Raw genomic sequence first — 24,980 nt, forward strand, 5'->3', positions numbered from 1 at the left:
GCTCCGACGTATGGCCTATGTGCCATTGCGTCTCCGCTTTTCAAAGTGGGAGGTTATTCCGTTAAAACCACAATACAGGAGGAACTAAAAATGGCTAAAAAAGGTAAAAAGTATCTTGAAGCTGCTAAGCTTGTAGATCGCTCTCAAGCATATACAGCTGCTGAAGCAATTGAGCTTGCTAAAAAGACAAGCACAGTTAAATTTGACGCTACTGTTGAAGCTGCTTTCCGTCTGGGTGTAGACCCTAAGAAAGCTGACCAGCAAATCCGTGGAGCGGTTGTGCTTCCAAACGGAACTGGTAAAACTCAACGCGTTCTTGTATTCGCTAAAGGCGAAAAATTAAAAGAAGCAGAAGCTGCTGGTGCAGACTATGTTGGCGATGCAGAATACATCAACAAGATCCAGCAAGGCTGGTTCGACTTTGACGTAATCGTTGCTACGCCTGACATGATGGGTGAAGTTGGTAAGCTTGGTCGCGTATTGGGACCTAAAGGTTTGATGCCAAACCCTAAGACTGGCACAGTTACTTTTGATGTAACAAAAGCAGTTAACGAAATCAAGGCTGGTAAAGTAGAATACCGCGTTGACAAGTCTGGTAACATCCACGTACCTATCGGAAAAGTTTCTTTCGAAGACAACAAGCTTGTTGAAAACTTCAACACAATCTTCGAAACAATGATGAAGGTCAAGCCAGCTGCAGCTAAAGGAACATACATGAAGAACGTTACGATCTCTACTACAATGGGACCTGGCGTTAAAGTTGATCCTTCAACTGTAAAATAATAGTATTTGACAATCAACGAAGGATTGTATATAATTCTTCTTGTTGTGAAAATAGAATTACATTTGTACCGCAGACAGCAGGGGCTTAATGCTTAATATCCTGCCGAGGTCATACGATAGAGCAACATACTTGCTATTGTATACTTCCTCCGCGTCTGCCTTGATGCGGAGGTTTTTATTTGATCGGTATAAATGCAGAAATCTACAGGAGGTGTAAGGATGAGCGCAATTATCGAAGTGAAAAAGCAAATCGTTGACGAGATTGCTGGCAAACTTAAAGAAAGTAAATCAACTATCGTCGTTGATTACCGTGGACTTTCAGTTGCTGAAGTAACTGAACTTCGTAAAGAGCTTCGCGAAGCTGGTGTTGAATTCAAGGTTTACAAAAACTCTATGACACGCCGTGCTGCAGAAGCTGCTGAACTTGCTGACTTAAACGCATCTTTAACAGGCCCTAACGCAATCGCGTTCAGTACTGAAGATGTCGTTGCACCAGCTAAGATTCTTAACGAATTCGCTAAGAAGCATGAAGCCCTTGAAATCAAGGCGGGCGTAGTTGAAGGCAACATCGTTACAGTAGAAGAAATCAAGGCACTTGCAGATCTGCCATCTCGCGAAGGTCTACTTTCTATGCTACTCAGCGTACTTCAAGCTCCAATCCGCAATCTTGCTCTTGCTGCAAAAGCTGTTGCAGAACAGAAAGAAGAGCAAGGCGCGTAAGTTAAAAATAATTACCGTTTAACAATAAAAAACTAACCTATTAGGAGGAAACAAATCATGACTCAAGAACAAATCATTGAAGCAGTTAAAAATATGACTGTTTTAGAACTTAACGATCTAGTAAAAGCAATCGAAGAAGAATTCGGCGTAACTGCTGCTGCACCAGTAGCAATGATGGGTGGAGCTGCTGCTGGCGGCGCTGCTGAAGAAAAAACTGAGTTTGACGTAGTTCTTGCATCTGCTGGCGACCAGAAGATCAAGGTTATCAAAGTTGTTCGTGAAATCACAGGTCTTGGTCTTAAAGAAGCGAAGGAAGTTGTTGACAACGCTCCTAAAGCTCTTAAAGAAGGCGTTTCTAAAGAAGAAGCTGAAGAAATCAAAGCTAAGCTTGAAGAAGTTGGAGCTAACGTCGAAGTTAAGTAATCAACCTTACAATAAAAAGCTCGCTGCTAAAGCGGGCTTTTTTTTCGCTTTTATCATATTGGCAGTTTAAAGTTTGATAGGTGCCCTGGAGATTCGGGGCATTTTGAAAAGGGCTCTGTTCAAACTCGCTTCGATTATTAAATCCTGTTGATTGTAGTGGAAGGCGCGAAGACTCCTCCGAAAATGCTAACGGATTCCATCGTGCGTGGGCAGATTCGAGGAAGCTATTCAATGTCCTGCGGGCGCAGCTGGTCAGGTGAGACCCCGCAGGAGCAAAGCGACGAGGAGGCTCAGCGCCAGCCCCGCGGAAAGCGAAGTGCCTGGAACGAAAATCAACAGTCGATATTAACAGAGCCCAATACTAAACTCTGTTCATTTTTTTGCTTTTTAATCACAAAGAGTTTATAATACCGCAGTAGCAATGCAATCCGCGATCGCATTCTTCAAATGAGTCCCCGTGGAGGTGAGAGATTTTGACTGAACATTATTACTCCCGCAAACCCAGCACTGAAAGCAATCCTGTGAAATGGCAAAGCGAATTGAAGGGAAACACCTTCCGTTTCAAGACGGACAGCGGCGTTTTTTCGAAAAAGGAAGTCGATTTTGGTTCGAGATTATTGATCGATACCTTCGAACTAAAGAAAGCTGATGGGATGCTTCTCGATGTAGGCTGCGGCTATGGACCGATCGGACTTTCAATTGCCAGGGCCTATCCAGAAGCGATGGTCCACATGGTGGATGTCAATGAAAGAGCGATTATGCTTGCGAAAGAAAACGCGTCCGAAAATAAAGTGGACAATGTGAAAATCTATGAAAGTGACCGGCTGAATGGAGTGGAAGAAGACGGATTCGATGCAATCCTCACCAACCCGCCGATCCGAGCCGGCAAAAAAATCGTTCACGATATATTCGAACAAAGTTTTCAGCGTTTAGCTGAAGGCGGAGAGCTCTGGGTGGTCATCCAAAAAAAACAGGGTGCTCCATCAGCGATGGAAAAAATGAAAGAACTTTTTGGCGATGTAGAGGTTGAGGCGAAAAGTAAAGGATACTTTATTCTCAAATCTGTTAAATGTTGACGTGAGAAAACCGCTATGTTAATATTATAAAATGCCAATATATTAGTTTCCTTTTCAATTACTATTTTCATCGAAAGTTGTATAATTTTGGGCATAAAGGGAAAACTAACAAAATAATTGTTCGTTGCAGGAAATGTGGTTTTTAGGTGAAAACCCTTTTTCTTTTTGTCTTTTGAAATGGAGGAAACTTCATGGACAAGACAGGGATAGATGAATAATAACGCTTGATTTGAGGGGTGAATCAGTTGACAGGTCAACTAGTTCAGTATGGACGACACCGCCAACGTAGAAGTTATGCTCGCATCAGTGAAGTTTTGGAATTGCCGAATTTGATTGAAATTCAAACCTCTTCCTATCAGTGGTTTCTTGATGAGGGCCTCCGTGAAATGTTCCAGGACATTTCACCGATTGAAGACTTTACTGGTAACTTATCGTTAGAGTTTATCGATTACAGTCTTGGCGAACCGAAATATCCAGTGGAAGAATCAAAAGAAAGAGACGTTACTTACTCTGCACCATTGCGGGTAAAGGTCCGCCTTGTAAACAAGGAAACAGGTGAAGTAAAGGACCAGGATGTCTTCATGGGCGATTTTCCGCTTATGACAGAAACTGGCACGTTTGTCATAAACGGTGCTGAAAGGGTTATCGTTTCCCAGCTAGTGCGTTCACCAAGTGTGTACTATAGTGGGAAACTTGATAAGAACGGGAAGAAAGGGTTCACTGCAACCGTTATTCCTAACCGCGGCGCCTGGTTAGAGTATGAAACAGATGCCAAGGATGTTGTATATGTAAGGATCGATCGTACGAGGAAGCTCCCTGTTACGGTTCTTTTGCGTGCATTAGGGTTCGGTTCTGATCAAGAAATCATTGATCTGATCGGTGATAACGAATATATCCGTAATACTCTTGAAAAAGACAATACGGAAAGTACGGAAAAAGCGCTTCTTGAAATTTATGAGCGTCTCCGTCCTGGCGAACCGCCTACAGTTGACAATGCAAAAAGCCTTTTGGTATCAAGATTCTTTGATCCAAAGCGCTATGACCTTGCAAATGTAGGGCGTTATAAAATCAACAAAAAGCTTCATATTAAAAACCGTTTATTCGGGCAAAAGCTTGCAGAAACATTGGTGGATCCTGAAACAGGAGAAATCATCGCAGAAAAAGGCGTCACTCTTGACCGCCGTACTTTGGATAAGATCATCCCTGCGCTTGAGAACAATGTTGGCTTCAAGACAATCAGCCCTTACGGCGGCGTGGTTGAAGAGGATGTAACGCTTCAAAGCATTAAAATCTACTCACCGAACGATGTTGAGGGTGAGAAAGAGATTAATGTTCTAGGAAACGCCTATGTCCCTGAACCGATCAAAAACATCACGCCTGCTGATATCATTGCATCCATCAGCTACTTCTTTAACTTGCTGCATGGTGTTGGCGACACGGATGATATCGACCATTTAGGTAACAGACGTCTTCGTTCTGTTGGCGAACTATTGCAGAACCAATTCCGTATTGGTTTGTCCCGAATGGAGCGTGTAGTCCGTGAAAGAATGTCCATCCAGGACACAAACACGATTACACCACAGCAATTAATCAATATCCGCCCGGTCATTGCGTCCATTAAAGAGTTCTTTGGAAGCTCACAGCTTTCACAGTTCATGGACCAGACAAATCCGCTGGCTGAATTGACACATAAGAGGCGTCTTTCTGCATTGGGACCTGGTGGTCTTACACGTGAACGCGCAGGCTTTGAAGTGCGTGACGTTCACTACTCCCACTATGGACGTATGTGCCCGATCGAAACGCCTGAAGGTCCAAACATCGGTTTGATCAACTCACTTTCAAGTTTCGCGAAGGTTAACCGCTTCGGATTCATCGAGACTCCGTACCGCCGTGTTGATCCTGAAACAGGTAAAGTGACAAGCCATTTCGATTACTTAACAGCTGATGAAGAAGATAACTATGTAGTGGCACAGGCGAATGCTCGTCTTGCTGATGATGGTTCCTTCGTTGATGAAGAAGTAATTGCCCGTTTCCGCGGTGAAAATACTGTTGTCATGCGTGACCGCGTCGATTACATGGACGTATCACCGAAGCAGGTTGTATCCGCAGCCACTGCGTGTATCCCGTTCCTTGAAAACGATGACTCCAACCGTGCCCTAATGGGTGCGAACATGCAGCGTCAGGCTGTTCCATTGATGCAGCCTGAAGCACCAAGAGTCGGAACTGGAATGGAACACGTTTCTGCCAAAGACTCCGGAGCTGCAGTCATCTGTAAGCATGAGGGGATTGTCGAGCATGTGGAAGCCCGTGAAGTCTGGGTACGCCGCGTCAAGGAAGTAGACGGACAGGAAGTCAAGGGTGACCTTGATAAGTACCGTATGCTGAAGTTCATCCGTTCCAACCAGGGAACATGCTACAACCAGCGCCCAATCGTAAGTATTGGCGACCGTGTAACCAAAGGGGAAATCCTTGCAGATGGCCCGTCAATGGAAAAAGGTGAACTGGCACTTGGCCGTAACGTCCTTGTTGGCTTCATGACATGGAATGGTTATAACTACGAGGATGCGATCATCATGAGTGAGCGCCTCGTTAAAGACGATGTATATACATCGATCCATATAGAAGAATATGAGTCAGAGTCCCGCGATACAAAGCTTGGACCTGAAGAAATCACACGTGATATCCCGAACGTCGGGGAAGATGCATTAAGAAACCTTGATGAGCGCGGAATCATCCGTGTCGGTGCTGAAGTAAAAGATGGAGATCTTCTAGTAGGTAAGGTAACACCAAAAGGGGTTACTGAATTGACTGCGGAAGAACGTCTCCTTCATGCAATCTTTGGTGAAAAAGCAAGGGAAGTGCGTGATACTTCATTGCGTGTTCCACACGGCGGCGGCGGGATTGTCCTTGACGTCAAAGTGTTCAACCGTGAAGATGGCGACGAGCTTCCTCCTGGCGTAAACCAGCTTGTCCGTGCATACATCGTTCAGAAGCGTAAGATTTCTGAAGGTGACAAAATGGCAGGACGCCACGGTAACAAAGGGGTTATCTCAAAAATCCTTCCGGAAGAGGATATGCCTTTCTTGCCGGATGGAACACCAGTCGATATCATGCTTAACCCACTAGGGGTACCATCACGTATGAACATCGGACAGGTGCTTGAGCTTCACCTGGGCATGGCTGCGCGTTACCTTGGAATCCATGTTGCATCTCCTGTTTTCGATGGTGCCACTGAAGAGGATGTCTGGGCGACAATCGAGGAAGCAGGCATGGCAAGGGACGCTAAGACCATCCTTTATGATGGCCGTACAGGCGAACCTTTCGATAACCGTGTATCTGTCGGTGTCATGTACATGATCAAGCTTGCCCACATGGTAGACGATAAGCTTCACGCTCGTTCTACTGGACCATACTCACTTGTTACGCAGCAGCCGCTTGGCGGTAAAGCCCAGTTCGGCGGACAGCGTTTCGGGGAGATGGAAGTTTGGGCGCTTGAAGCATACGGCGCTGCATACACATTGCAGGAAATCTTAACTGTCAAGTCCGATGATGTTGTTGGACGTGTTAAAACATATGAAGCGATTGTTAAAGGTGAAAACGTACCAGAACCAGGTGTTCCTGAGTCATTCAAAGTATTGATGAAAGAGCTTCAGAGTCTTGGTATGGACGTAAAGATCCTTTCAGGCGATGAAAAAGAAATCGAAATGCGCGACTTCGATGATGATGAAGAGATGCAGCATGCTGAAACATTGACAATTGCTCCTGAAGCAGAAGAAATGGATTCAGAAAAAGTGGGAATGAAAGAATAGGTCCATCTAATTGGCACACGTGTACAAACAGTTGAATAACAGTATTGTCCACGTGTGTTCCTTTTTGGATGGCCATAAGGGTAAAACCCTAGATTAAAAGGGAGGTAGGCCCCTTGCTAGATGTTAATAATTTTGAGTACATGAAAATTGGCCTCGCTTCACCAGACAAGATCCGTTCATGGTCTTTCGGTGAGGTTAAAAAGCCAGAAACAATCAACTATCGTACTTTAAAGCCAGAAAAAGACGGCTTATTCTGTGAGCGGATCTTCGGACCGACAAAAGACTGGGAATGTCACTGCGGAAAGTACAAGAGAGTCCGCTACAAGGGCGTTGTCTGTGACCGATGCGGTGTTGAAGTAACTCGTGCAAAAGTCCGTCGTGAAAGAATGGGACACATTGAGCTTGCGGCTCCTGTTTCTCACATTTGGTATTTCAAAGGTATTCCTAGCCGCATGGGACTAGTCCTTGACATGTCTCCGCGTGCACTTGAAGAAGTTATTTACTTTGCTTCGTATGTGGTAACGGAAACTGGTGACACTGCTCTTGAAAAGAAGCAATTGTTATCAGAGAAAGAATACCGTGCTTACCGTGAAAAATACGGCAATAAGTTCCAGGCTGCCATGGGAGCTGAAGCAATCAAAAAGCTGCTTTCTGATATCGACCTTGATAAAGAAGCAGATATGCTGAAGGAAGAATTGAGAACTGCACAGGGCCAGCGTCGTACTCGTGCGATCAAGCGCCTTGAGGTAGTAGAAGCATTCCGTGGATCAGGCAATGAGCCATCATGGATGATCCTTGATGTTCTCCCTGTTATCCCGCCGGAACTTCGCCCGATGGTACAGCTTGATGGCGGCCGTTTCGCAACGTCTGACCTGAATGACCTGTATCGCCGTGTAATCAACCGTAATAACCGTCTTAAGCGACTTCTTGACCTTGGTGCTCCAAGCATCATCGTCCAGAACGAAAAGCGTATGCTTCAGGAAGCTGTTGATGCGCTGATTGATAACGGCCGCCGCGGACGTCCGGTAACCGGACCAGGTAACCGTCCATTGAAGTCCCTTTCTCATATGCTGAAGGGTAAACAAGGTCGTTTCCGTCAAAACCTTCTTGGTAAGCGTGTTGACTACTCTGGCCGTTCTGTTATCGTCGTAGGGCCTAACCTGCACATGTACCAGTGCGGACTGCCAAAAGAAATGGCTCTTGAGCTGTTCAAGCCGTTTGTCATGAAAGAACTTGTCCAAAAGGGCTTAGCCCATAATATAAAGTCTGCCAAGCGTAAAATCGAGCGCGTCCAGCCGGAAGTCTGGGATGTACTTGAAGATGTCATCAAGGAGCACCCAGTATTGCTGAACCGTGCACCGACTCTTCACAGACTTGGAATCCAGGCATTCGAGCCGACATTGGTAGAAGGACGAGCAATCCGTCTTCACCCGCTCGTATGTACAGCATATAACGCTGACTTCGACGGTGACCAGATGGCTGTCCACGTTCCGCTTTCTGCTGAAGCACAAGCAGAAGCACGCTTGTTGATGCTTGCAGCACAGAACATCCTGAACCCTAAGGACGGCAAGCCAGTTGTAACTCCTTCACAGGATATGGTATTGGGTAACTACTACCTGACACTTGAAAGAGAAGGCGCTGTCGGTGAAGGTATGGTCTTCAAGGATACAAACGAAGCATTAGTTGCCTATCAAAATGGCTATGTGCATCTTCATACACGTGTTGCTGTTGCCGCATCATCACTTGGCAACCAGACATTCACTGAAGAGCAAAATGGCCAGCTCTTGATCACGACTGTTGGTAAGTTGATTTTCAATGAAATCCTTCCAGCGTCCTTCCCATATATCAACGAACCTTCCAAGCAAAACCTTGAGGAGAAAACTCCTGAGAAGTATTTTGTGGAAAAAGGCGCTGATATCAAGGAAGTTATCAAGAGTATGCCATTGGTTGATCCATTCAAGAAGAAAATTCTTGGAAACATCATTGCTGAAGTTTTCAAGAAGTTCAAGATCACCGAAACTTCAAAAATGCTTGACCGTATGAAGGGACTTGGCTTCACATACTCCACTAAAGCGGGTATTACGGTCGGTGTGGCTGATATCGTGGTTCTTAAAGAGAAGCAGGAAATCATTTCAGAAGCACAAACGAAGGTCGATAATGTTCTTAAGCAGTTCAGACGCGGTTTGATTACCGAGGATGAGCGTTATGACCGTGTTATTTCTATCTGGAGCCAGGCGAAGGATAATATCCAGGCGAAGCTGATGAAATCACTGGATAATTCCAACCCAATCTTCATGATGAGTGACTCCGGTGCCCGTGGTAACGCGTCCAACTTCACGCAGCTTGCTGGTATGCGTGGTCTGATGGCCAACCCGGCGGGACGGATCATCGAATTGCCGATCAAGTCAAGTTTCCGTGAAGGTCTTACAGTATTGGAGTACTTTATCTCTACTCACGGTGCTCGTAAAGGTCTTGCCGATACAGCACTTAAGACTGCGGACTCAGGTTACCTGACACGCCGTCTTGTAGACGTAGCCCAGGATGTCATCGTTCGCGAAGACGATTGCGGAACAGACAGAGGCTTGTTTATCAAATCTCTTAAAGATGGTACTGAAGTAATCGAACCTCTTGATGAGCGATTGATTGGCCGTTATGCAAGAAAGGCAATCAAGCATCCTGAAACAAAGGCTGTAATTGTACCTGAAAATGGCTTGATTACAGAAGACCTTGCTGTTGAAGTAACAGAAGCAGGTATCGAAGAAGTTTGGATTCGTTCTGCATTCACATGTAATACACGCCACGGCGTATGTAAGAAATGTTACGGACGCAACCTGGCAACTGGCCAGGAAGTCGAAGTTGGCGAAGCAGTCGGCATCATTGCTGCGCAGTCAATCGGTGAGCCGGGCACACAGCTTACAATGCGTACATTCCATACCGGCGGTGTTGCAGGAGACGATATCACACAAGGTCTTCCGCGTATCCAGGAATTGTTTGAAGCGCGTAATCCTAAAGGTCAGGCTGTCATCTCTGAATTGGAAGGTGTCGTAGTAGGCATCAACGAAGGAAAAGACCGTCAGCAGGAAATCGTGATCCAGGGTGAAATCGAAAGCCGCACATACAATGCGCCATATACAGCACGCCTAAAGGTTGCTATAAATGACCATGTTGAACGCGGTCAGGAACTCACTGAAGGTTCAATTGACCCTAAGGAACTATTAAGAGTCAAAGATGTTCAATCCGTGCAGGAATACCTATTGAAAGAAGTTCAAAAGGTATACCGTATGCAGGGTGTTGAGATCGGGGATAAGCACGTAGAAGTAATGGTTCGCCAGATGATGCGCAAAATCAGGGTAATCGACGCTGGTGAAACAGATGTACTGCCAGGCACATTGCTTGAAATCCATCAGTTCACTGACGCGAACCGCAAAGCGCTTCTTGAAGGTAAAATGCCTGCAACAGGACGTCCAGTATTGCTTGGTATCACAAAAGCATCACTTGAGACAGATTCATTCCTGTCCGCAGCATCCTTCCAGGAAACAACAAGAGTGCTTACAGATGCAGCGATCAAAGGCAAGCGAGATGAACTTCTCGGCCTGAAAGAAAATGTTATCATCGGTAAACTTGTTCCAGCAGGAACTGGTATGCAGCGCTACAGAAGAGCTGAGCCAATCTCAACGGAAGAAGAAAATGCTGAAGATGCCATCACTGTAGAATAAAGTAAAAGCGCGGTACTCTCTGCTTCGGCAGAAAGTGCCGCCTTTTTAAAAAATAAGAGCGAATCTATGAATAAAGAAACACATTAGCGAAAAAAGTTTTTTAATGCTGTTGACATACCTTGCACTAAATGTTACTATTTCAAAGGTGCTCCTATTTACCGGTTACTTTGGAGGATATCGATGTCTTATGAAAAAGTAGCTCAAGCTAACAAGATTATAGTAGGATCAAAGCAAACAGTGAAAGCACTGAAGGCTGGCGAAGTAATCGAACTGGTCATTGCAAAGGATGCTGACACGAAAGTGACAGCGAATCTATTGCAAGCTGCCAGGGAAATGAACACCGCCATCACCTATGTCGACTCTATGAAAAAATTAGGGAAGGCATGCGGAATTGCCGTCGGCGCCTCAGCTGTAGCGATAACCAAGTAAAAACTGTTTTTGCAGTCAACTGCAAGAACTTTGTTTTTTGTAAAAAAATGAACCACCTGGATGTGTGGGCTTACACAAAATGTGAAGGGAGGAAAATGATCATGCCTACAATTAACCAATTAGTGCGCAAGCCACGTAGCTCAAAAGAGGAGAAGTCAAAATCTCCGGCGCTAAATAAAGGTTACAACAGCTTCAAAAAAGCACAAACTAACGTTTCATCTCCACAAAAGCGTGGTGTATGTACTCGTGTTGGTACTATGACTCCAAAGAAGCCGAACTCAGCGTTGCGTAAATACGCTCGTGTACGTTTGACTAACGGAATCGAGGTAACAGCTTATATCCCTGGTATCGGGCACAACCTTCAAGAGCACAGCGTTGTTCTTATCCGCGGAGGACGTGTAAAAGACTTACCGGGTGTGCGTTACCACATCGTTCGTGGTGCTCTTGATACTGCTGGTGTAAACAACCGTATGCAGGGCCGTTCTAAGTACGGTACTAAGAGACCAAAAGCAGCTAAGAAATAATAACCAAAACTATTAACCCTTTTTGAAAGGAGGAAATTACATGCCACGTAAAGGTCCAGTTGCAAAGAGAGACGTATTGCCGGATCCGATTTATAACTCAAAGCTTATCACTCGTTTGATCAACAAAATGATGATCGATGGCAAGAGAGGTAAATCACAAAAGATCCTTTATTCAGCTTTTGATATCATTCGTGAGCGTTCAGGCAAGGAGCCAATCGAAGTATTCGATGCAGCTCTTAAGAACATCATGCCTGTTCTAGAAGTAAAAGCACGCCGTGTAGGTGGAGCTAACTACCAAGTACCAGTTGAGGTGCGTGCAGACCGCCGTACAACTCTTGGTCTTCGCTGGTTGGTCAACTACTCACGTCTTCGTGGGGAAAAGACAATGGAAGAGCGTCTTGCTAACGAAATTCTTGACGCTGCTAACAACACTGGTGCTTCTGTTAAGAAGCGCGAAGATACACACAAAATGGCGGAAGCAAACAAAGCATTCGCTCACTATCGTTGGTAATCTTACCTTCAATCTAAAAACACTCATACTAGGAAGGAGAAAGACCAAATGGCAAGAGAGTTCTCCTTAGAAAAAACTCGTAATATTGGGATCATGGCTCACATTGATGCTGGTAAAACAACAACAACTGAGCGTGTTCTATATTATACAGGCCGTATTCATAAAATCGGCGAAACTCATGAAGGTGCTTCTCAAATGGACTGGATGGAGCAGGAACAAGAGCGTGGAATCACGATCACTTCTGCTGCAACTACAGCTTCTTGGAAAGAACACCGCGTTAACATCATCGACACACCAGGACACGTAGACTTCACTGTTGAAGTTGAACGTTCACTTCGTGTACTTGATGGTGCAGTAGCAGTACTTGACGCACAGTCAGGTGTTGAGCCTCAAACTGAAACAGTTTGGCGCCAGGCTACTACTTACGGAGTTCCACGTGTAGTATTCGTTAACAAAATGGATAAGCTAGGCGCGGACTTCCTATACTCTGTTTCAACTATCCATGATCGTCTTCAAGCGAATGCTCATCCAATCCAGCTTCCAATCGGAGCTGAAGATGAGTTTGAAGCAATCATCGACCTTGTTGAAATGAAAGCTATCTTCTACGGAAATGACCTAGGTACTGAAATTACTGAAGGTGAGATTCCTGAAGAATATAAAGCACAAGCTGAAGAATACCGTGAAAAGCTAATCGAAGCGGTAGCTGAGCTTGATGAAGAGTTAATGGAAAAATACCTTGGCGGAGAAGAGCTTACTATCGAAGAGATCAAAGCTGCAATCCGTAAAGGTACAACAAACGTTGAATTCTACCCAGTTATCTGTGGTTCAGCATTCAAAAACAAAGGTGTTCAGCTAATGCTTGACGCTGTTATCGACTACCTTCCATCTCCACTGGATGTACCAGCAATCAAAGGTACTCTGCCGGATTCTGATGAAGAAGTTGAGCGTCACTCTGACGACAACGAGCCATTCTCTGCTCTTGCGTTCAAAGTTATGACTGACCCTTATGTTGGTAAGTTAACGTTCTTCCGCGTTTACTCTGGTACTCTTGAGTCTGGCTCATATGTACAGAACTCAACAAAAGGAAAGCGTGAGCGTATCGGACGTATCCTTCAGATGCACGCAAACAGCCGCCAGGAAATCTCAAAGGTTTTCGCCGGTGACATCGCTGCAGCTGTTGGTTTGAAAGATACTACTACTGGTGACACTCTATGTGATGAAAAGTCTCTAGTTATTCTTGAGTCCATGCAGTTTCCAGAACCAGTAATCCAGTTATCAGTTGAGCCTAAGTCAAAAGCTGACCAGGACAAAATGACAACTGCATTGCAAAAACTTCAAGAAGAAGATCCTACATTCCGCGCGCATACTGACCAGGAAACTGGACAGGTAATCATCGCTGGAATGGGTGAACTTCACCTTGATATCATCGTTGACCGTATGCGTCGTGAATTTAAAGTGGAAGCTAACGTTGGTGCACCTCAGGTTGCATACCGTGAAACTTTCCGCGAATCAGCTTCGGTTGAAGGTAAATTCGCTCGCCAATCCGGTGGACGTGGTCAATTCGGACACGTTTGGATTGAGTTCTCTCCAAACGAAGAAGGAAAAGGCTTCGAATTCGAGAACGGTATCGTCGGTGGTGTTGTTCCACGTGAATACATCCCAGCGGTTCAAGCTGGTCTTGAAGACGCTCTCGATCGCGGAGTACTTGCAGGATATCCACTTGTTGACATCAAAGCAAGACTATTCGATGGTTCTTACCACGATGTTGACTCTTCTGAAATGGCGTTTAAAATCGCTGCTTCAATGGCACTTAAGAATGCGGCTTCCAAGTGTAAGCCAGTTATCCTTGAGCCAGTCATGAGGGTAGAAGTTGTAATTCCTGAAGAATACCTTGGAGATATCATGGGTATGATCACTGCTCGTCGCGGACGCGTCGAAGGTATGGATGCTCGTGGTAATGCACAAGTTGTTCGTGCGATGGTTCCACTATCAGAAATGTTCGGTTATGCAACTGCTCTTCGTTCAAGCACACAAGGACGCGGTGTATTCTCAATGCACTTCGACCACTACGAAGAAGTTCCTAAATCTGTTTCTGAAGAAATCATCAAAAAAAATAAAGGTGAATAATTGATTTTCATCTTTTAATCAAGTATAACTACTAATGTAAGCATACGCTGTGGGATAGGCTCGCCTATTTCACAGCACATTAAAATATACTTAATTTTCATATATCAAAGGAGGATTTTTCTAATGGGAAAAGCTAAATTCGATCGTTCTAAGCCACACGTTAACATTGGTACAATTGGTCACGTTGACCATGGTAAAACAACTCTAACAGCTGCTATCACTACTGTTCTTTCTAAAGTAGGCGGCGGTGAAGCACGCGGTTACGACCAAATCGACGCTGCTCCAGAAGAGCGCGAGCGTGGAATCACAATCTCAACTGCACACGTTGAGTACGAAACTGCAACTCGTCACTATGCACACGTTGACTGCCCAGGACACGCTGACTATGTTAAGAACATGATCACTGGTGCTGCACAAATGGACGGCGGTATCCTTGTAGTATCTGCTGCTGACGGCCCAATGCCGCAAACTCGTGAGCACATCCTTCTTTCTCGTCAGGTAGGCGTACCTTACCTTGTTGTATTCATGAACAAGTGTGACATGGTTGACGACGAAGAACTTCTTGAACTAGTAGAAATGGAAGTACGTGACCTTCTTTCTGAATACGACTTCCCTGGCGATGACATCCCAGTTATCAAAGGTTCTGCTCTTAAAGCTCTTGAAGGAGCTCCAGAATGGGAAGAAAAAATCAACGAGCTTATGGCTGCAGTTGATGAGTACATCCCAACTCCAGAACGTGACACTGACAAGCCTTTCATGATGCCTGTTGAGGACGTATTCTCAATCACTGGCCGTGGAACAGTTGCTACTGGACGTGTTGAGCGTGGACAAGTTAAAGTCGGTGACGTTGTAGAAATCATCGGTATGACTGAAGAGCCAAAATCTACTACTGTAACAGGTGTAGAAATGTTCCGTAAGCTTCTTGACTATGCGGAAGCTGGAGACAACATCGGTGCACTTCTTCGTGGGGTAGCTCGTGAAGATATCCAACGTGGTCAAGTACTTGCTAAGCCAGGTTCTGTTAAGCCACACACAAAGTTCAAAGCTGAAGTATACGTTCTTTCAAAAGAAGAAGGTGGACGTCACACTCCATTCTTCACTAACTACCGTCCTCAGTTCTACTTCCGTACAACTGATGTAACTGGTATCTGTAACCTTCCTGAAGGCGTAGAAATGGTTATGCCTGGCGACAACATCGAAATGACTGTTGAACTAATCGCTCCAATCGCTATCGAAGAAGGAACTAAGTTCTCAATTCGTGAAGGCGGCCGTACTGTAGGCGCTGGCGTAGTTGCGACTATCCAAGAGTAATTTTAAATAGAAACAATGAAAGCAGCTGGGTGACGATCCAGCTGCTTTTTTATGTTGAAATCGGTCTATTATAAAACCAGGAGGTACATATCTCAAATCCTAAGTGTGACGTGGATGGGTTAAAAAAAAGATATTCTCCGCCCGAAATGAGAGGTCAGAAGAGAATACGGTCGCAGAAAGAGTGATTCTCCGCCCGAAATGAGAGGACAGAAGAGAATACGGTCACAGAAAGAGTGATTCTCCGCCCGAAATGAGAGGACAGAAGAGAATACGGTCACAGAAAGAGTGATTCTCCGCCCGAAATGAGAGGACAGAAGAGAATACGGTCGCAGAAAGAGTGATTCTCCGTCCGCAACGTGAGAGGAGAAGAAACTGCGGTCGCAGAAATAGGGAGCATCATGTAATAGATAATCGCTGATGAATAGATTGCATAAAAGGTAATCGAATACCCGTATTAGGAGCGAAAGTAATATCCTTCACTTTTTAAAAAAACACCGCTTTTATAAATACAACCGCTCAATAAGGAGCATCTCATTCTAGTTTCTTCTATATATATTCCACCAATCAAACAATAGGAATTATTTTCTCCACGTCCAAATAGTTAGAAATCTCTTTCCCCACTTGTAAAATACCAAAGTGGCCGCTATAATAGTAAAAGTGTGTTGAACATAATTAAAAAGCGGAATACTTCTTGCGTTTGGGTTATGTTTTATGTATAATAGACAATGTTGGTCTTTGACTGCGATGATGCGGAAGGTTGCTGACACACCCGGCCGCTTTGCCATGGCGAGTGTGTGGGAAATTTTCGCGGAGAATGTCTATTTTAAAATAGGCGAAAAGGAGGGAAAGTAATGGCAAAACAAAAAATTCGTATCCGTTTGAAAGCTTATGATCACAGGATTCTTGATCAATCTGCAGAGAAAATTGTTGAAACTGCGAAACGTTCTGGTGCGGCAGTGTCTGGTCCAATCCCACTACCTACAGAAAAGTCCATTTACACAATTCTTCGTGCGGTGCACAAGTACAAGGATTCTCGTGAACAGTTCGAAATGCGTACGCATAAGCGTCTGATTGACATCATCAATCCGACTCCGCAAACGGTCGATTCACTAATGCGTTTAGACCTGCCATCAGGTGTAGATATCGAAATCAAACTTTAATCAATAAAACATTATAAATCACAGGAGGTGTGACTGAAATGACCAAAGGAATCTTAGGAAGAAAGATCGGTATGACTCAAGTATTTGCTGAAAACGGCGACCTTATCCCGGTAACTGTTGTAGAAGCTGCTCCAAACGTTGTTCTTCAAGTAAAATCTGCTGAAACAGATGGCTACGAAGCGATCCAGTTAGGTTTTGAAGACAAGCGCGAAAAGCTTTCCAACAAGCCTGAAAAAGGACACGTTGCAAAAGCAAACACTGCTCCTAAGCGCTTCGTTAAGGAATTCAATGGTGTCGAAGTAGCAGGATATGAAGTTGGTCAGGAAGTCAAAGTTGATATTTTCGCAGAAGGCGATATCGTAGATGTTACAGGAATCTCAAAGGGTAAAGGTTTCCAAGGTGCTATCAAGCGTCACGGACAATCTCGCGGACCAATGGCTCACGGTTCTCGTTACCACCGCCGCCCTGGTTCAATGGGTCCTGTTGCTCCAAACCGCGTATTCAAGGGTAAATTGCTACCTGGTCGCATGGGTGGAGAGCAGATCACTGTTCAAAACCTGCAAATCGTCAAAGTTGACGCTGAACGCAACCTTCTTCTAATCAAAGGAAACGTTCCAGGTGCTAGAAAAGCCCTTCTAAAAATCAAAACTGCTGTAAAAGCTAAGTAATTTTTACAGGAAAGGAGGAAACAAGAATGCCTAAAGTAGCATTATTCAACCAAGCTGGTTCACAAGTTGGAGAAATCGAACTTAACGATTCAGTATTTGGTATTGAGCCTAACAACCACGTAATGTTCGAAGCAGTCGTTATGCAGAGAGCTTCATTACGTCAGGGAACTCATAAAACTAAAATTCGTTCTGAAGTAGCGGGCGGTGGACGCAAACCATGGCGTCAAAAAGGTACTGGCCGTGCTCGTCAGGGATCTATCAGATCTCCACAATGGCGCGGAGGCGGTACTGTATTCGGACCAGTTCCACGCAGCTACAGCTATAAACTGCCTAAGAAAGTTCGTCGTTTGGCAATCAAATCTGCTTTATCATCAAAAGTGCAAGCTGAGAACATCCTTGTTCTTGAGAGCCTAGCTTTCGAAGCTCCAAAGACAAAGGAATTCAAGAGTGTACTAACTGGTCTTTCAGTTAACACGAAAGCATTGATCGTAACAGCAGGTCTTGAAGAAAACGTCGCACTATCTGCACGTAACATTCCTGGAGTAACTGTTGTTACTGCTGATGGAATCAACGTACTAGATGTTTTAAATCATGATAAGCTGATCATGACAAAAGCAGCTGTTGAAAAAGTAGAGGAGGTGCTTGCATAATGGATGCACGTGATATCATTAAGCGCCCCGTTATTACAGAACGTTCTTCAGATCTAATGGCTGAGAAGAAATACACTTTCGAAGTCGACACAAGAGCGAACAAGACACAAGTTAAAGATGCTATTCAAACTATTTTCGGCGTAAAAGTTGAAAAAGTTAACATCATGAACTACAAAGGTAAGTTCAAGCGTATGGGCAAATTCGGCGGTTACACTAACAAGCGTCGTAAAGCTATCGTAAAGCTTACTCAAGACAGCAAAGAAATCGAATTCTTCGAAGTATAATAATTCAATAAGAAGAGGAGGGAAACGAAATGGCGATTAAAAAGTACAAACCTACCTCCAACGGTCGTCGTAATATGACAGCATCTGATTTTGCTGAAATTACAACTGACAAGCCGGAAAAATCCTTGCTTGCTCCGTTGCACAGAAAAGGCGGTCGTAACAACCAGGGTAAGTTAACTGTTCGTCATCAAGGTGGCGGCCATAAGCGTCAGTACAGAATCATCGATTTTAAACGTACAAAAGATGGCATTCCAGGACGCGTTGCCACAATTGAGTATGATCCAAACCGTTCAGCAAACATTGCGTTAATTAATTATGTAGATGGTGAAAAGAGATATATCCTAGCTCCTAAAAACCTAGTAGTAGGTATGGAAGTTATGTCTGGCCCAACAGCTGACATCAAGGTAGGTAACGCTCTTCCACTAGCTAACATTCCAGTTGGTACAGTCGTACACAACATCGAATTGAAGCCTGGCAAAGGCGGACAATTGGTTCGTTCTGCTGGAACTTCAGCACAGGTTCTTGGTAAAGAAGGTAAATATGTATTGATTCGTTTGAACTCAGGCGAGGTACGTATGGTCCTTGCTGAGTGCCGTGCAACTGTAGGTCAAGTCGGCAACGAACAGCACGAATTGATCAACATCGGTAAAGCAGGTCGTTCACGCTGGTTAGGCAAGCGCCCAACAGTACGTGGATCTGTAATGAACCCTAACGATCACCCACACGGTGGTGGTGAAGGACGTTCACCAATCGGACGTAAGTCTCCAATGTCACCATGGGGCAAACCAACTCTTGGTGCTAAGACTCGTAAGAAGAAGAACAAATCCGACAAGTTTATTGTACGTCGTCGTAAAAAATAACGGGATTGAGCTACGGTTCGCGGGAACCGTAGGGCAATCACGAAGGGAGGTTCAATCATGGGTCGCAGCTTAAAAAAAGGACCTTTTGTTGATGAGCACTTAATCACAAAGATCGAAAAGTTAAATGAAACTGAAGGCAAGAAAGTTGTTAAAACTTGGTCTCGCCGTTCTACGATCTTCCCACAATTCATCGGACACACGATTGCTGTCTACGATGGTCGCAAACATGTACCTGTTTATGTCACTGAAGACATGGTAGGCCACAAGCTTGGAGAATTCGCTCCAACTCGTACTTACAAAGGTCATGGTAATGACGATAAGAAAACAAGACGTTAATGAGAGGAGGGCATCCAAATGCAAGCTAAAGCTGTTGCAAGAACAGTTCGTATTGCTCCTCGTAAAGCTCGCTTAGTTCTAGATTTAATTCGAGGAAAGCAAGTTGGTGAAGCAGTTGCTATCTTAAACCTTACCCCAAAGGCAGCTTCTCCAATCGTAGAAAAAGTGTTGAAATCTGCATTAGCAAACGCAGAGCACAACTATGAGATGGATGTTAATAACCTTGTCGTATCCGAAGCTTACGCTAACGAAGGACCAACGTTGAAACGTTTCCGTCCACGTGCTATGGGCCGTGCAAGTGCAATTAACAAACGTACTAGCCACATTACAATCGTTTTATCAGAAAAGAAGGAGGGATAATCAGTGGGTCAAAAAGTAAATCCAGTCGGTTTGCGTGTCGGAATCATCCGTGATTGGGAATCAAAATGGTACGCAGGCAAAGACTACGCTGATCTTTTACACGAAGACCTTAAGGTTCGTGAGTACATCACTAAGCGTTTACGCGATGCTTCTCTTTCTAAAGTAGAAATCGAGCGTGCTGCAAACCGCTTGAATGTAACTGTTCACACTGCGAAGCCAGGAATGGTTATCGGTAAGGGTGGAACAGAAGTTGAAGCACTTCGTAAAGCGCTAAACGAACTAACAGGCAAACGTGTTCATATAAACATTCTTGAAATCAAAAAAGCTGATATCGATGCGAAATTGGTTGCTGAAAACATCGCACGCCAATTGGAAAACCGTGTATCTTTCCGTCGCGCACAGAAGCAAGTTATCCAACGTGCAATGCGTGCTGGCGCTAAAGGTATCAAGACAATGGTATCCGGCCGTCTAGGCGGTGCAGACATCGCTCGTTCAGAACATTACAGCGAAGGAACAGTTCCACTTCATACTCTTCGTGCCGATATCGATTATGCTACTGCTGAAGCAGATACAACTTACGGTAAGCTAGGCGTTAAAGTATGGATTTATCGTGGAGAGGTCCTTCCTACGAAGAAGAAAACTGAGGAAGGAGGCAAATAATATGTTATTGCCAAAACGCGTTAAATATCGCCGTCAACACCGTGGCAAGATGCGCGGTCAAGCTAAAGGCGGTACTGAAGTAAACTTCGGTGAATTCGGTTTGCAAGCTCTTGAAGCTTCTTGGATCACAAACCGCCAAATCGAATCTGCCCGTATTGCAATGACTCGTTACATGAAACGTGGCGGTAAAGTCTGGATCAAGATTTTCCCTCACAAGCCATATACTGCAAAGCCTCTAGAAGTCCGAATGGGTTCTGGTAAAGGTGCTCCTGAAGGTTGGGTAGCAGTTGTTAAACCAGGCAAAGTAATGTTCGAAGTTGCTGGCGTTTCTGAAGAGATCGCACGCGAAGCATTACGCCTTGCATCACACAAGCTTCCTGTAAAGTGCAAGTTTGTTAAACGAGAAGAAATTGGTGGTGAATCTAATGAAAGCTAATGAAATTCGTGACCTTACCACTGCTGAAATTGAACAAAAAGTTAAATCTTTAAAAGAAGAGCTATTCAACCTGCGCTTTCAATTAGCGACTGGACAACTTGAAAACACAGCTCGCATTCGTGAAGTACGCAAAGCGATTGCTCGCATGAAAACTGTAATTCGTGAAAGAGAAATCGGCGTTAACAGATAATTGAGAGGAGGTTCTCACAATGAGTGAACGCAACCAACGCAAAGTTTATACTGGACGCGTAGTATCTGACAAGATGGACAAAACTGTTACTGTTCTTGTTGAGACTTACAAAAAGCATCCTTTATACGGCAAGCGTGTAAAATACTCTAAGAAGTTCAAGGCTCATGATGAGCAAAACGAGGCAAAAATCGGCGATGTAGTTCGTATCATGGAAACTCGTCCGCTATCTGCCACAAAACGTTTCCGCCTTGTAGAAGTGGTGGAAAAAGCTGTTATTATCTAATTGTTCGGATTAAGGTTTATTCCGAAGGGAGGTTACTCGCATGATCCAACAGGAAACACGTTTAAAAGTTGCTGACAATTCAGGTGCTCGTGAAGTTCTTACTATTAAGGTTCTTGGCGGTTCCGGCCGTAAGACTGCTAATATTGGTGACGTCATCGTCTGCACAGTGAAACAAGCAACACCAGGTGGCGTTGTTAAAAAAGGTGACGTTGTCAGAGCAGTTATCGTTCGTACAAAAACTGGTATGCGCCGCACTGACGGTACTTACATTAAGTTTGACGAGAATGCTTGTGTAATCATCCGTGACGATAAGAGTCCTCGTGGTACTCGTATCTTCGGACCAGTTGCACGTGAGCTTCGTGACAACAACTTCATGAAGATCGTTTCATTAGCTCCAGAAGTACTATAATCTATTTCAAATGCCTTTAAGGAGGTGCACACAGATGCATGTAAAAAAAGGTGACAAAGTAATGGTCATCTCTGGTAAGGACAAAGGCAAATCAGGGATCATCCTTGAAGCTTATCCAAAGCAAAGCCGTGTTCTTGTAGAAGGAATCAACATCGTGAAAAAACACGCTAAGCCTTCTCAAGTAAATCCACAAGGTGGAATCTTGAACCAGGAAGCACCTATCCATGTATCAAACGTAATGCCTGTAGATCCGAAATCCGGCAAGCCAACCCGAGTTGGATACACTGTCGAGAACGGCAAAAAGGTACGCGTTGCTAAAAAATCCGGTGAAGTTCTAGATAAATAGTCTATTGAAGAAGGGAGGTACAATCGATGAACCGCCTAAAAGAAAAGTTCAACAATGAAATTACTCCTGCTCTTATGAGCAAGTTTAACTATAAGTCAATTATGGAAGTTCCTAAACTTGAAAAGATCGTAATCAACATGGGTGTAGGTGACGCTGTTGCCAACGCTAAAGCTCTTGATGTTGCAGTTGAGGAATTAGCAACGATCACTGGTCAAAAGCCAGTTGTGACTCGTGCTAAGAAATCAATCGCTGGCTTCCGCCTTCGTGAAGGTATGCCAATCGGTGCGAAAGTAACTCTTCGCGGTGAGCGCATGTACGAATTCATCGACAAGTTAATTTCAGTATCTTTACCACGTGTACGTGACTTCCGCGGTATCTCCAAGAAGTCTTTCGACGGACGCGGTAACTACACACTTGGTGTTAAAGAACAGTTAATCTTCCCTGAAATTGATTACGATAAAGTAAACAAAGTACGTGGCATGGACATTGTTATTGTAACGACTGCTAACACTGATGAAGAAGCTCGTGAACTATTAACACAATTCGGAATGCCATTTCAAAAGTAATCTCTAATAAGAGGGAGGCGAAAACGTGGCTAAGAAATCAATGATTGCGAAACAAAAACGCACGCCTAAATACAAAGTACAAGAGTACACTCGCTGTGAGCGCTGCGGCCGTCCGCACTCTGTATACCGCAAATTTAAGCTTTGCCGTATTTGTTTCCGTGAATTAGCATACAAAGGACAAATTCCTGGTGTGAAAAAAGCTAGCTGGTAAAACTGAAAGCTCTGGAAGGAGGTAAATTAAATGGTCATGACAGATCCGATTGCAGATTTGCTAACTCGTATTCGTAACGCGAATATGGTTCGTCACGAAAAATTAGAAGTACCTGCTTCTAACATTAAAAAAGAAATCGCTGAGATCCTTAAGCGTGAAGGTTTCGTGCGTGACGTTGAATATATCGAAGACAATAAGCAAGGTATCATCCGTATCTTCTTGAAGTACGGTGCAAACAACGAGCGTGTTATCACTGGTCTTAAGAGAATCAGTAAGCCAGGACTTCGCGTTTATGCAAAATCAACTGAAGTACCTCGTGTACTTAACGGTTTAGGTATCGCACTAGTATCAACTTCAAACGGCGTTTTAACTGACAAAGAAGCTCGCGCTAAGCAAGTGGGCGGAGAAGTTTTAGCATACGTTTGGTAATAGATTTTTCTGAATGAATGGAGGTGCAACAAATGTCACGCGTAGGTAAAAAACCAATTGAAATTCCAGCTGGTGTTACTGTTACTCTTGATAACAATCACGTAACAGTAAAAGGACCAAAAGGTGAATTGTCTCGTACTTTTCACTCTGACATCGAAATCAAGGTCGAAGAGAACGTAGTCAACATTTCTCGTCCAACTGATAACAAAGAACATCGTGCATTGCACGGAACGACTCGTGCGGTTCTTGCTAACATGGTTGAGGGTGTATCTAAAGGATTCGAAAGAGGCCTTGAGCTAGTAGGTGTCGGTTACCGTGCTTCTAAGCAAGGTAACAAGCTTGTACTTAACGTAGGATACTCTCATCCGGTTGAAATCGAGGCAGAAAAAGGCCTTGAAATCGAAGTTCCTTCTAATACGAAGATCGTTATTAAAGGTACTGATAAAGAGCGTGTTGGCGCATTGGCTGCTAACATCCGTGACGTACGTCCACCAGAGCCTTACAAAGGCAAAGGTATTCGTTATGAAGGCGAATATGTACGCCGCAAAGAAGGTAAAACAGGTAAGTAATGCCGCATAGGTTAACGAAAGGAGTGACGTAAATGATTACGAAGGCTGATAAAAACGCTACTCGCCGTAAGAGACACGCTCGTGTCCGTGCGAAACTTAGCGGAACTGAAGCTCGTCCTCGTCTAAATGTGTTCCGTTCAAACAAGCACATTTATGCTCAATTAATCGACGATGTAAATGGAGTAACTCTAGCGAGTGCTTCTACTTTAGATAAAGAAGTGAACGTTGAAGGCAATAACCTGGAATCAGCAAAGCAAATCGGTGAATTAATCGCTAAGCGTGCTGTGGAAAAAGGTTATAAGTCAGTAGTATTTGACCGTGGCGGATACCTCTATCATGGCCGCATCCAGGCACTTGCTGATGCTGCCCGCGAAAACGGCTTAGAATTTTAATAGAAAAAGGAGGGACACAAAAAGATGCGTCGTATTGATCCAAACAAACTTGAACTTGAAGAACGCGTAGTTACGATTAACCGTGTTGCTAAAGTTGTTAAAGGTGGACGCCGTTTCCGTTTTTCTGCTCTAGTAGTAGTAGGAGATAAAAACGGTTATGTCGGCATGGGTACTGGTAAAGCACAAGAAGTACCTGAAGCGATTCGCAAAGCTATCGAAGATGCGAAGAAGAACCTAATCCAAGTACCTATGGTTGGTACTACAATTCCTCACGAAGTTATCGGACACTTTGGTGCTGGTGAGATCCTTCTGAAGCCTGCTTCTGAAGGTACAGGAGTTATCGCTGGTGGACCAGTTCGTGCGGTACTAGAATTAGCAGGTGTTGCTGATATCCTGTCTAAGTCTCTAGGAACGAACACTCCAATCAACATGGTTCGTGCAACTCTAGAAGGTTTATCTCAACTTAAGCGTGCAGAGGACGTAGCAAAACTACGCGGTAAATCTGTGGAAGAACTGTTAGGATAAGGAGGGAAATCAAATGGCTAACAAATTAGAAATTACCCTCACTCGCAGCCTGATCGGCCGTCCGCAAGATCAGCGCGAAACAGTTAAAGCCCTTGGCTTACGTAAAGTTAACCAAACAGTTGAGAAGGTTGATAATGCAGCAATCCGCGGCATGATCAACAAAGTTTCTCACCTGGTTACAGTAACTGAAAAATAATTTTAACCTTTTTAAAATAAG

Annotated in this window: 31 protein-coding genes and 1 other annotated feature; all 31 genes read left to right on the forward strand. The window is 44.3% G+C overall.

The window, feature by feature from the left end:
- Positions 1 to 90: 90 nt before the first annotated feature.
- The 31 genes from rplA to rpmD all read left to right on the forward strand — a co-directional run bounded on the left by rplA (position 91) and on the right by rpmD (position 24,959).
- Positions 91 to 783 (forward strand): 50S ribosomal protein L1, encoded by a 693-nt coding sequence (rplA, locus tag M3593_RS21845; RefSeq protein ID WP_125482148.1) that lies wholly within the window; start codon positions 91 to 93, stop codon positions 781 to 783.
- Positions 784 to 833: 50 nt separating this feature from the next.
- Positions 834 to 970 (forward strand) — a sequence feature (ribosomal protein L10 leader region).
- Between the two features lie 32 nt (positions 971 to 1,002).
- Positions 1,003 to 1,503: a 50S ribosomal protein L10 gene (rplJ, locus tag M3593_RS21850; protein ID WP_144481270.1), complete on the forward strand. Its 501-nt coding sequence runs from the start codon at positions 1,003 to 1,005 to the stop codon at positions 1,501 to 1,503.
- Positions 1,504 to 1,560: 57 nt separating this feature from the next.
- Positions 1,561 to 1,926: a 50S ribosomal protein L7/L12 gene (rplL, locus tag M3593_RS21855; RefSeq protein ID WP_144481269.1), complete on the forward strand. Its 366-nt coding sequence runs from the start codon at positions 1,561 to 1,563 to the stop codon at positions 1,924 to 1,926.
- 473 nt (positions 1,927 to 2,399) lie between these two features.
- Positions 2,400 to 3,002 carry a class I SAM-dependent methyltransferase gene (locus M3593_RS21860; RefSeq protein WP_251544830.1) on the forward strand — a complete coding sequence of 201 codons (603 nt, stop codon included), beginning with the start codon at positions 2,400 to 2,402 and terminating at the stop codon, positions 3,000 to 3,002.
- Between the two features lie 245 nt (positions 3,003 to 3,247).
- A complete protein-coding gene (rpoB, locus tag M3593_RS21865) occupies positions 3,248 to 6,811 on the forward strand; it encodes a DNA-directed RNA polymerase subunit beta (protein WP_251544831.1) in 3,564 nt (1,187 codons plus the stop codon).
- Between the two features lie 113 nt (positions 6,812 to 6,924).
- Positions 6,925 to 10,527 (forward strand): DNA-directed RNA polymerase subunit beta', encoded by a 3,603-nt coding sequence (gene rpoC, locus M3593_RS21870; protein WP_144481266.1) that lies wholly within the window; start codon positions 6,925 to 6,927, stop codon positions 10,525 to 10,527.
- Positions 10,528 to 10,707: 180 nt separating this feature from the next.
- The gene (locus M3593_RS21875) at positions 10,708 to 10,956 is read left to right on the forward strand and encodes a 50S ribosomal protein L7ae-like protein (RefSeq protein WP_144481265.1); all 249 of its coding nucleotides are present in this window, start codon (positions 10,708 to 10,710) and stop codon (positions 10,954 to 10,956) included.
- A 101-nt stretch (positions 10,957 to 11,057) separates the two neighbouring features.
- On the forward strand, positions 11,058 to 11,480 hold the full coding sequence (gene rpsL, locus M3593_RS21880) for a 30S ribosomal protein S12 (RefSeq protein ID WP_023626436.1): 423 nt from the start codon (positions 11,058 to 11,060) through the stop codon (positions 11,478 to 11,480).
- 40 nt (positions 11,481 to 11,520) lie between these two features.
- Positions 11,521 to 11,991 carry a 30S ribosomal protein S7 gene (gene rpsG / locus M3593_RS21885; protein ID WP_023626435.1) on the forward strand — a complete coding sequence of 157 codons (471 nt, stop codon included), beginning with the start codon at positions 11,521 to 11,523 and terminating at the stop codon, positions 11,989 to 11,991.
- A 48-nt stretch (positions 11,992 to 12,039) separates the two neighbouring features.
- Positions 12,040 to 14,118, forward strand: coding sequence for an elongation factor G (gene fusA, locus M3593_RS21890; protein WP_144481264.1), 2,079 nt, complete (start codon positions 12,040 to 12,042; stop codon positions 14,116 to 14,118).
- A gap of 123 nt (positions 14,119 to 14,241) precedes the next feature.
- Positions 14,242 to 15,429: an elongation factor Tu gene (tuf, locus tag M3593_RS21895; RefSeq protein WP_144481263.1), complete on the forward strand. Its 1,188-nt coding sequence runs from the start codon at positions 14,242 to 14,244 to the stop codon at positions 15,427 to 15,429.
- Positions 15,430 to 16,280: 851 nt separating this feature from the next.
- Positions 16,281 to 16,589 carry a 30S ribosomal protein S10 gene (gene rpsJ, locus M3593_RS21900; RefSeq protein WP_009791329.1) on the forward strand — a complete coding sequence of 103 codons (309 nt, stop codon included), beginning with the start codon at positions 16,281 to 16,283 and terminating at the stop codon, positions 16,587 to 16,589.
- Positions 16,590 to 16,627: 38 nt separating this feature from the next.
- Positions 16,628 to 17,257, forward strand: a complete 630-nt coding sequence (gene rplC / locus M3593_RS21905; protein ID WP_144481262.1) for a 50S ribosomal protein L3 — start codon at positions 16,628 to 16,630, stop codon at positions 17,255 to 17,257.
- A 26-nt stretch (positions 17,258 to 17,283) separates the two neighbouring features.
- Positions 17,284 to 17,907, forward strand: coding sequence for a 50S ribosomal protein L4 (gene rplD, locus M3593_RS21910; protein ID WP_144481261.1), 624 nt, complete (start codon positions 17,284 to 17,286; stop codon positions 17,905 to 17,907).
- Complete coding sequence (gene rplW / locus M3593_RS21915; protein ID WP_144481260.1) at positions 17,907 to 18,191, forward strand: 50S ribosomal protein L23; 285 nt, start codon at positions 17,907 to 17,909, stop codon at positions 18,189 to 18,191. The genes rplD and rplW overlap by 1 nt, the downstream gene beginning before the upstream one ends.
- Positions 18,192 to 18,220: 29 nt before the next feature.
- A complete protein-coding gene (gene rplB, locus M3593_RS21920; RefSeq protein ID WP_144481259.1) occupies positions 18,221 to 19,051 on the forward strand; it encodes a 50S ribosomal protein L2 in 831 nt (276 codons plus the stop codon).
- Between the two features lie 57 nt (positions 19,052 to 19,108).
- Positions 19,109 to 19,387 carry a 30S ribosomal protein S19 gene (rpsS, locus tag M3593_RS21925; RefSeq protein WP_044393904.1) on the forward strand — a complete coding sequence of 93 codons (279 nt, stop codon included), beginning with the start codon at positions 19,109 to 19,111 and terminating at the stop codon, positions 19,385 to 19,387.
- Between the two features lie 18 nt (positions 19,388 to 19,405).
- Positions 19,406 to 19,747 (forward strand): 50S ribosomal protein L22, encoded by a 342-nt coding sequence (rplV, locus tag M3593_RS21930; protein WP_079504264.1) that lies wholly within the window; start codon positions 19,406 to 19,408, stop codon positions 19,745 to 19,747.
- A gap of 3 nt (positions 19,748 to 19,750) precedes the next feature.
- Positions 19,751 to 20,407, forward strand: coding sequence for a 30S ribosomal protein S3 (gene rpsC, locus M3593_RS21935; protein ID WP_144481258.1), 657 nt, complete (start codon positions 19,751 to 19,753; stop codon positions 20,405 to 20,407).
- 1 nt (position 20,408) lies between these two features.
- Positions 20,409 to 20,843, forward strand: coding sequence for a 50S ribosomal protein L16 (gene rplP, locus M3593_RS21940; protein WP_102264859.1), 435 nt, complete (start codon positions 20,409 to 20,411; stop codon positions 20,841 to 20,843).
- A complete protein-coding gene (gene rpmC, locus M3593_RS21945) occupies positions 20,833 to 21,033 on the forward strand; it encodes a 50S ribosomal protein L29 (RefSeq protein ID WP_079504261.1) in 201 nt (66 codons plus the stop codon). Before rplP ends, rpmC begins: the two co-directional genes overlap by 11 nt.
- A 19-nt stretch (positions 21,034 to 21,052) precedes the next feature.
- A complete protein-coding gene (gene rpsQ / locus M3593_RS21950; RefSeq protein WP_023626421.1) occupies positions 21,053 to 21,316 on the forward strand; it encodes a 30S ribosomal protein S17 in 264 nt (87 codons plus the stop codon).
- Positions 21,317 to 21,356: 40 nt separating this feature from the next.
- A complete protein-coding gene (rplN, locus tag M3593_RS21955) occupies positions 21,357 to 21,725 on the forward strand; it encodes a 50S ribosomal protein L14 (protein WP_044393899.1) in 369 nt (122 codons plus the stop codon).
- A 34-nt stretch (positions 21,726 to 21,759) separates the two neighbouring features.
- Complete coding sequence (gene rplX / locus M3593_RS21960) at positions 21,760 to 22,071, forward strand: 50S ribosomal protein L24 (RefSeq protein WP_144481257.1); 312 nt, start codon at positions 21,760 to 21,762, stop codon at positions 22,069 to 22,071.
- Between the two features lie 26 nt (positions 22,072 to 22,097).
- Positions 22,098 to 22,637 (forward strand): 50S ribosomal protein L5, encoded by a 540-nt coding sequence (gene rplE, locus M3593_RS21965; protein ID WP_041966519.1) that lies wholly within the window; start codon positions 22,098 to 22,100, stop codon positions 22,635 to 22,637.
- 25 nt (positions 22,638 to 22,662) lie between these two features.
- A complete protein-coding gene (gene rpsN, locus M3593_RS21970) occupies positions 22,663 to 22,848 on the forward strand; it encodes a 30S ribosomal protein S14 (protein ID WP_009499044.1) in 186 nt (61 codons plus the stop codon).
- A gap of 30 nt (positions 22,849 to 22,878) precedes the next feature.
- Entirely contained in the window at positions 22,879 to 23,277 is a 399-nt protein-coding gene (gene rpsH, locus M3593_RS21975; RefSeq protein ID WP_023626417.1) for a 30S ribosomal protein S8, read from the forward strand.
- 32 nt (positions 23,278 to 23,309) lie between these two features.
- Entirely contained in the window at positions 23,310 to 23,846 is a 537-nt protein-coding gene (gene rplF, locus M3593_RS21980; RefSeq protein ID WP_144481256.1) for a 50S ribosomal protein L6, read from the forward strand.
- 32 nt (positions 23,847 to 23,878) lie between these two features.
- Positions 23,879 to 24,238 carry a 50S ribosomal protein L18 gene (gene rplR / locus M3593_RS21985; protein WP_144481255.1) on the forward strand — a complete coding sequence of 120 codons (360 nt, stop codon included), beginning with the start codon at positions 23,879 to 23,881 and terminating at the stop codon, positions 24,236 to 24,238.
- Between the two features lie 24 nt (positions 24,239 to 24,262).
- Complete coding sequence (gene rpsE, locus M3593_RS21990) at positions 24,263 to 24,763, forward strand: 30S ribosomal protein S5 (RefSeq protein WP_144481254.1); 501 nt, start codon at positions 24,263 to 24,265, stop codon at positions 24,761 to 24,763.
- A gap of 13 nt (positions 24,764 to 24,776) precedes the next feature.
- A complete protein-coding gene (gene rpmD, locus M3593_RS21995; RefSeq protein WP_125482127.1) occupies positions 24,777 to 24,959 on the forward strand; it encodes a 50S ribosomal protein L30 in 183 nt (60 codons plus the stop codon).
- Positions 24,960 to 24,980 lie beyond the last annotated feature (21 nt).

This window comes from Mesobacillus sp. MER 48, from assembly GCF_023714225.1.
Taxonomy (GTDB): domain Bacteria; phylum Bacillota; class Bacilli; order Bacillales; family Cytobacillaceae; genus Mesobacillus; species Mesobacillus oceanisediminis_A.

What these genes read in the sequence shown, in the direction of transcription:
- rplA (WP_125482148.1), top strand. Translation starts at nt 91, where the DNA reads ATGGCTAAAAAAGGTAAAAAGTATCTTGAAGCTGCTAAGCTTGTAGAT.
- rplJ (WP_144481270.1), top strand. Translation starts at nt 1,003, where the DNA reads ATGAGCGCAATTATCGAAGTGAAAAAGCAAATCGTTGACGAGATTGCT.
- rplL (WP_144481269.1), top strand. Translation starts at nt 1,561, where the DNA reads ATGACTCAAGAACAAATCATTGAAGCAGTTAAAAATATGACTGTTTTA.
- M3593_RS21875 (WP_144481265.1), top strand. Translation starts at nt 10,708, where the DNA reads ATGTCTTATGAAAAAGTAGCTCAAGCTAACAAGATTATAGTAGGATCA.
- rpsL (WP_023626436.1), top strand. Translation starts at nt 11,058, where the DNA reads ATGCCTACAATTAACCAATTAGTGCGCAAGCCACGTAGCTCAAAAGAG.
- rpsG (WP_023626435.1), top strand. Translation starts at nt 11,521, where the DNA reads ATGCCACGTAAAGGTCCAGTTGCAAAGAGAGACGTATTGCCGGATCCG.
- fusA (WP_144481264.1), top strand. Translation starts at nt 12,040, where the DNA reads ATGGCAAGAGAGTTCTCCTTAGAAAAAACTCGTAATATTGGGATCATG.
- tuf (WP_144481263.1), top strand. Translation starts at nt 14,242, where the DNA reads ATGGGAAAAGCTAAATTCGATCGTTCTAAGCCACACGTTAACATTGGT.
- rpsJ (WP_009791329.1), top strand. Translation starts at nt 16,281, where the DNA reads ATGGCAAAACAAAAAATTCGTATCCGTTTGAAAGCTTATGATCACAGG.
- rplC (WP_144481262.1), top strand. Translation starts at nt 16,628, where the DNA reads ATGACCAAAGGAATCTTAGGAAGAAAGATCGGTATGACTCAAGTATTT.
- rplD (WP_144481261.1), top strand. Translation starts at nt 17,284, where the DNA reads ATGCCTAAAGTAGCATTATTCAACCAAGCTGGTTCACAAGTTGGAGAA.
- rplW (WP_144481260.1), top strand. Translation starts at nt 17,907, where the DNA reads ATGGATGCACGTGATATCATTAAGCGCCCCGTTATTACAGAACGTTCT.
- rplB (WP_144481259.1), top strand. Translation starts at nt 18,221, where the DNA reads ATGGCGATTAAAAAGTACAAACCTACCTCCAACGGTCGTCGTAATATG.
- rpsS (WP_044393904.1), top strand. Translation starts at nt 19,109, where the DNA reads ATGGGTCGCAGCTTAAAAAAAGGACCTTTTGTTGATGAGCACTTAATC.
- rplV (WP_079504264.1), top strand. Translation starts at nt 19,406, where the DNA reads ATGCAAGCTAAAGCTGTTGCAAGAACAGTTCGTATTGCTCCTCGTAAA.
- rplP (WP_102264859.1), top strand. Translation starts at nt 20,409, where the DNA reads ATGTTATTGCCAAAACGCGTTAAATATCGCCGTCAACACCGTGGCAAG.
- rpmC (WP_079504261.1), top strand. Translation starts at nt 20,833, where the DNA reads ATGAAAGCTAATGAAATTCGTGACCTTACCACTGCTGAAATTGAACAA.
- rpsQ (WP_023626421.1), top strand. Translation starts at nt 21,053, where the DNA reads ATGAGTGAACGCAACCAACGCAAAGTTTATACTGGACGCGTAGTATCT.
- rplN (WP_044393899.1), top strand. Translation starts at nt 21,357, where the DNA reads ATGATCCAACAGGAAACACGTTTAAAAGTTGCTGACAATTCAGGTGCT.
- rplX (WP_144481257.1), top strand. Translation starts at nt 21,760, where the DNA reads ATGCATGTAAAAAAAGGTGACAAAGTAATGGTCATCTCTGGTAAGGAC.
- rplE (WP_041966519.1), top strand. Translation starts at nt 22,098, where the DNA reads ATGAACCGCCTAAAAGAAAAGTTCAACAATGAAATTACTCCTGCTCTT.
- rpsH (WP_023626417.1), top strand. Translation starts at nt 22,879, where the DNA reads ATGGTCATGACAGATCCGATTGCAGATTTGCTAACTCGTATTCGTAAC.
- rplF (WP_144481256.1), top strand. Translation starts at nt 23,310, where the DNA reads ATGTCACGCGTAGGTAAAAAACCAATTGAAATTCCAGCTGGTGTTACT.
- rplR (WP_144481255.1), top strand. Translation starts at nt 23,879, where the DNA reads ATGATTACGAAGGCTGATAAAAACGCTACTCGCCGTAAGAGACACGCT.
- rpsE (WP_144481254.1), top strand. Translation starts at nt 24,263, where the DNA reads ATGCGTCGTATTGATCCAAACAAACTTGAACTTGAAGAACGCGTAGTT.
- rpmD (WP_125482127.1), top strand. Translation starts at nt 24,777, where the DNA reads ATGGCTAACAAATTAGAAATTACCCTCACTCGCAGCCTGATCGGCCGT.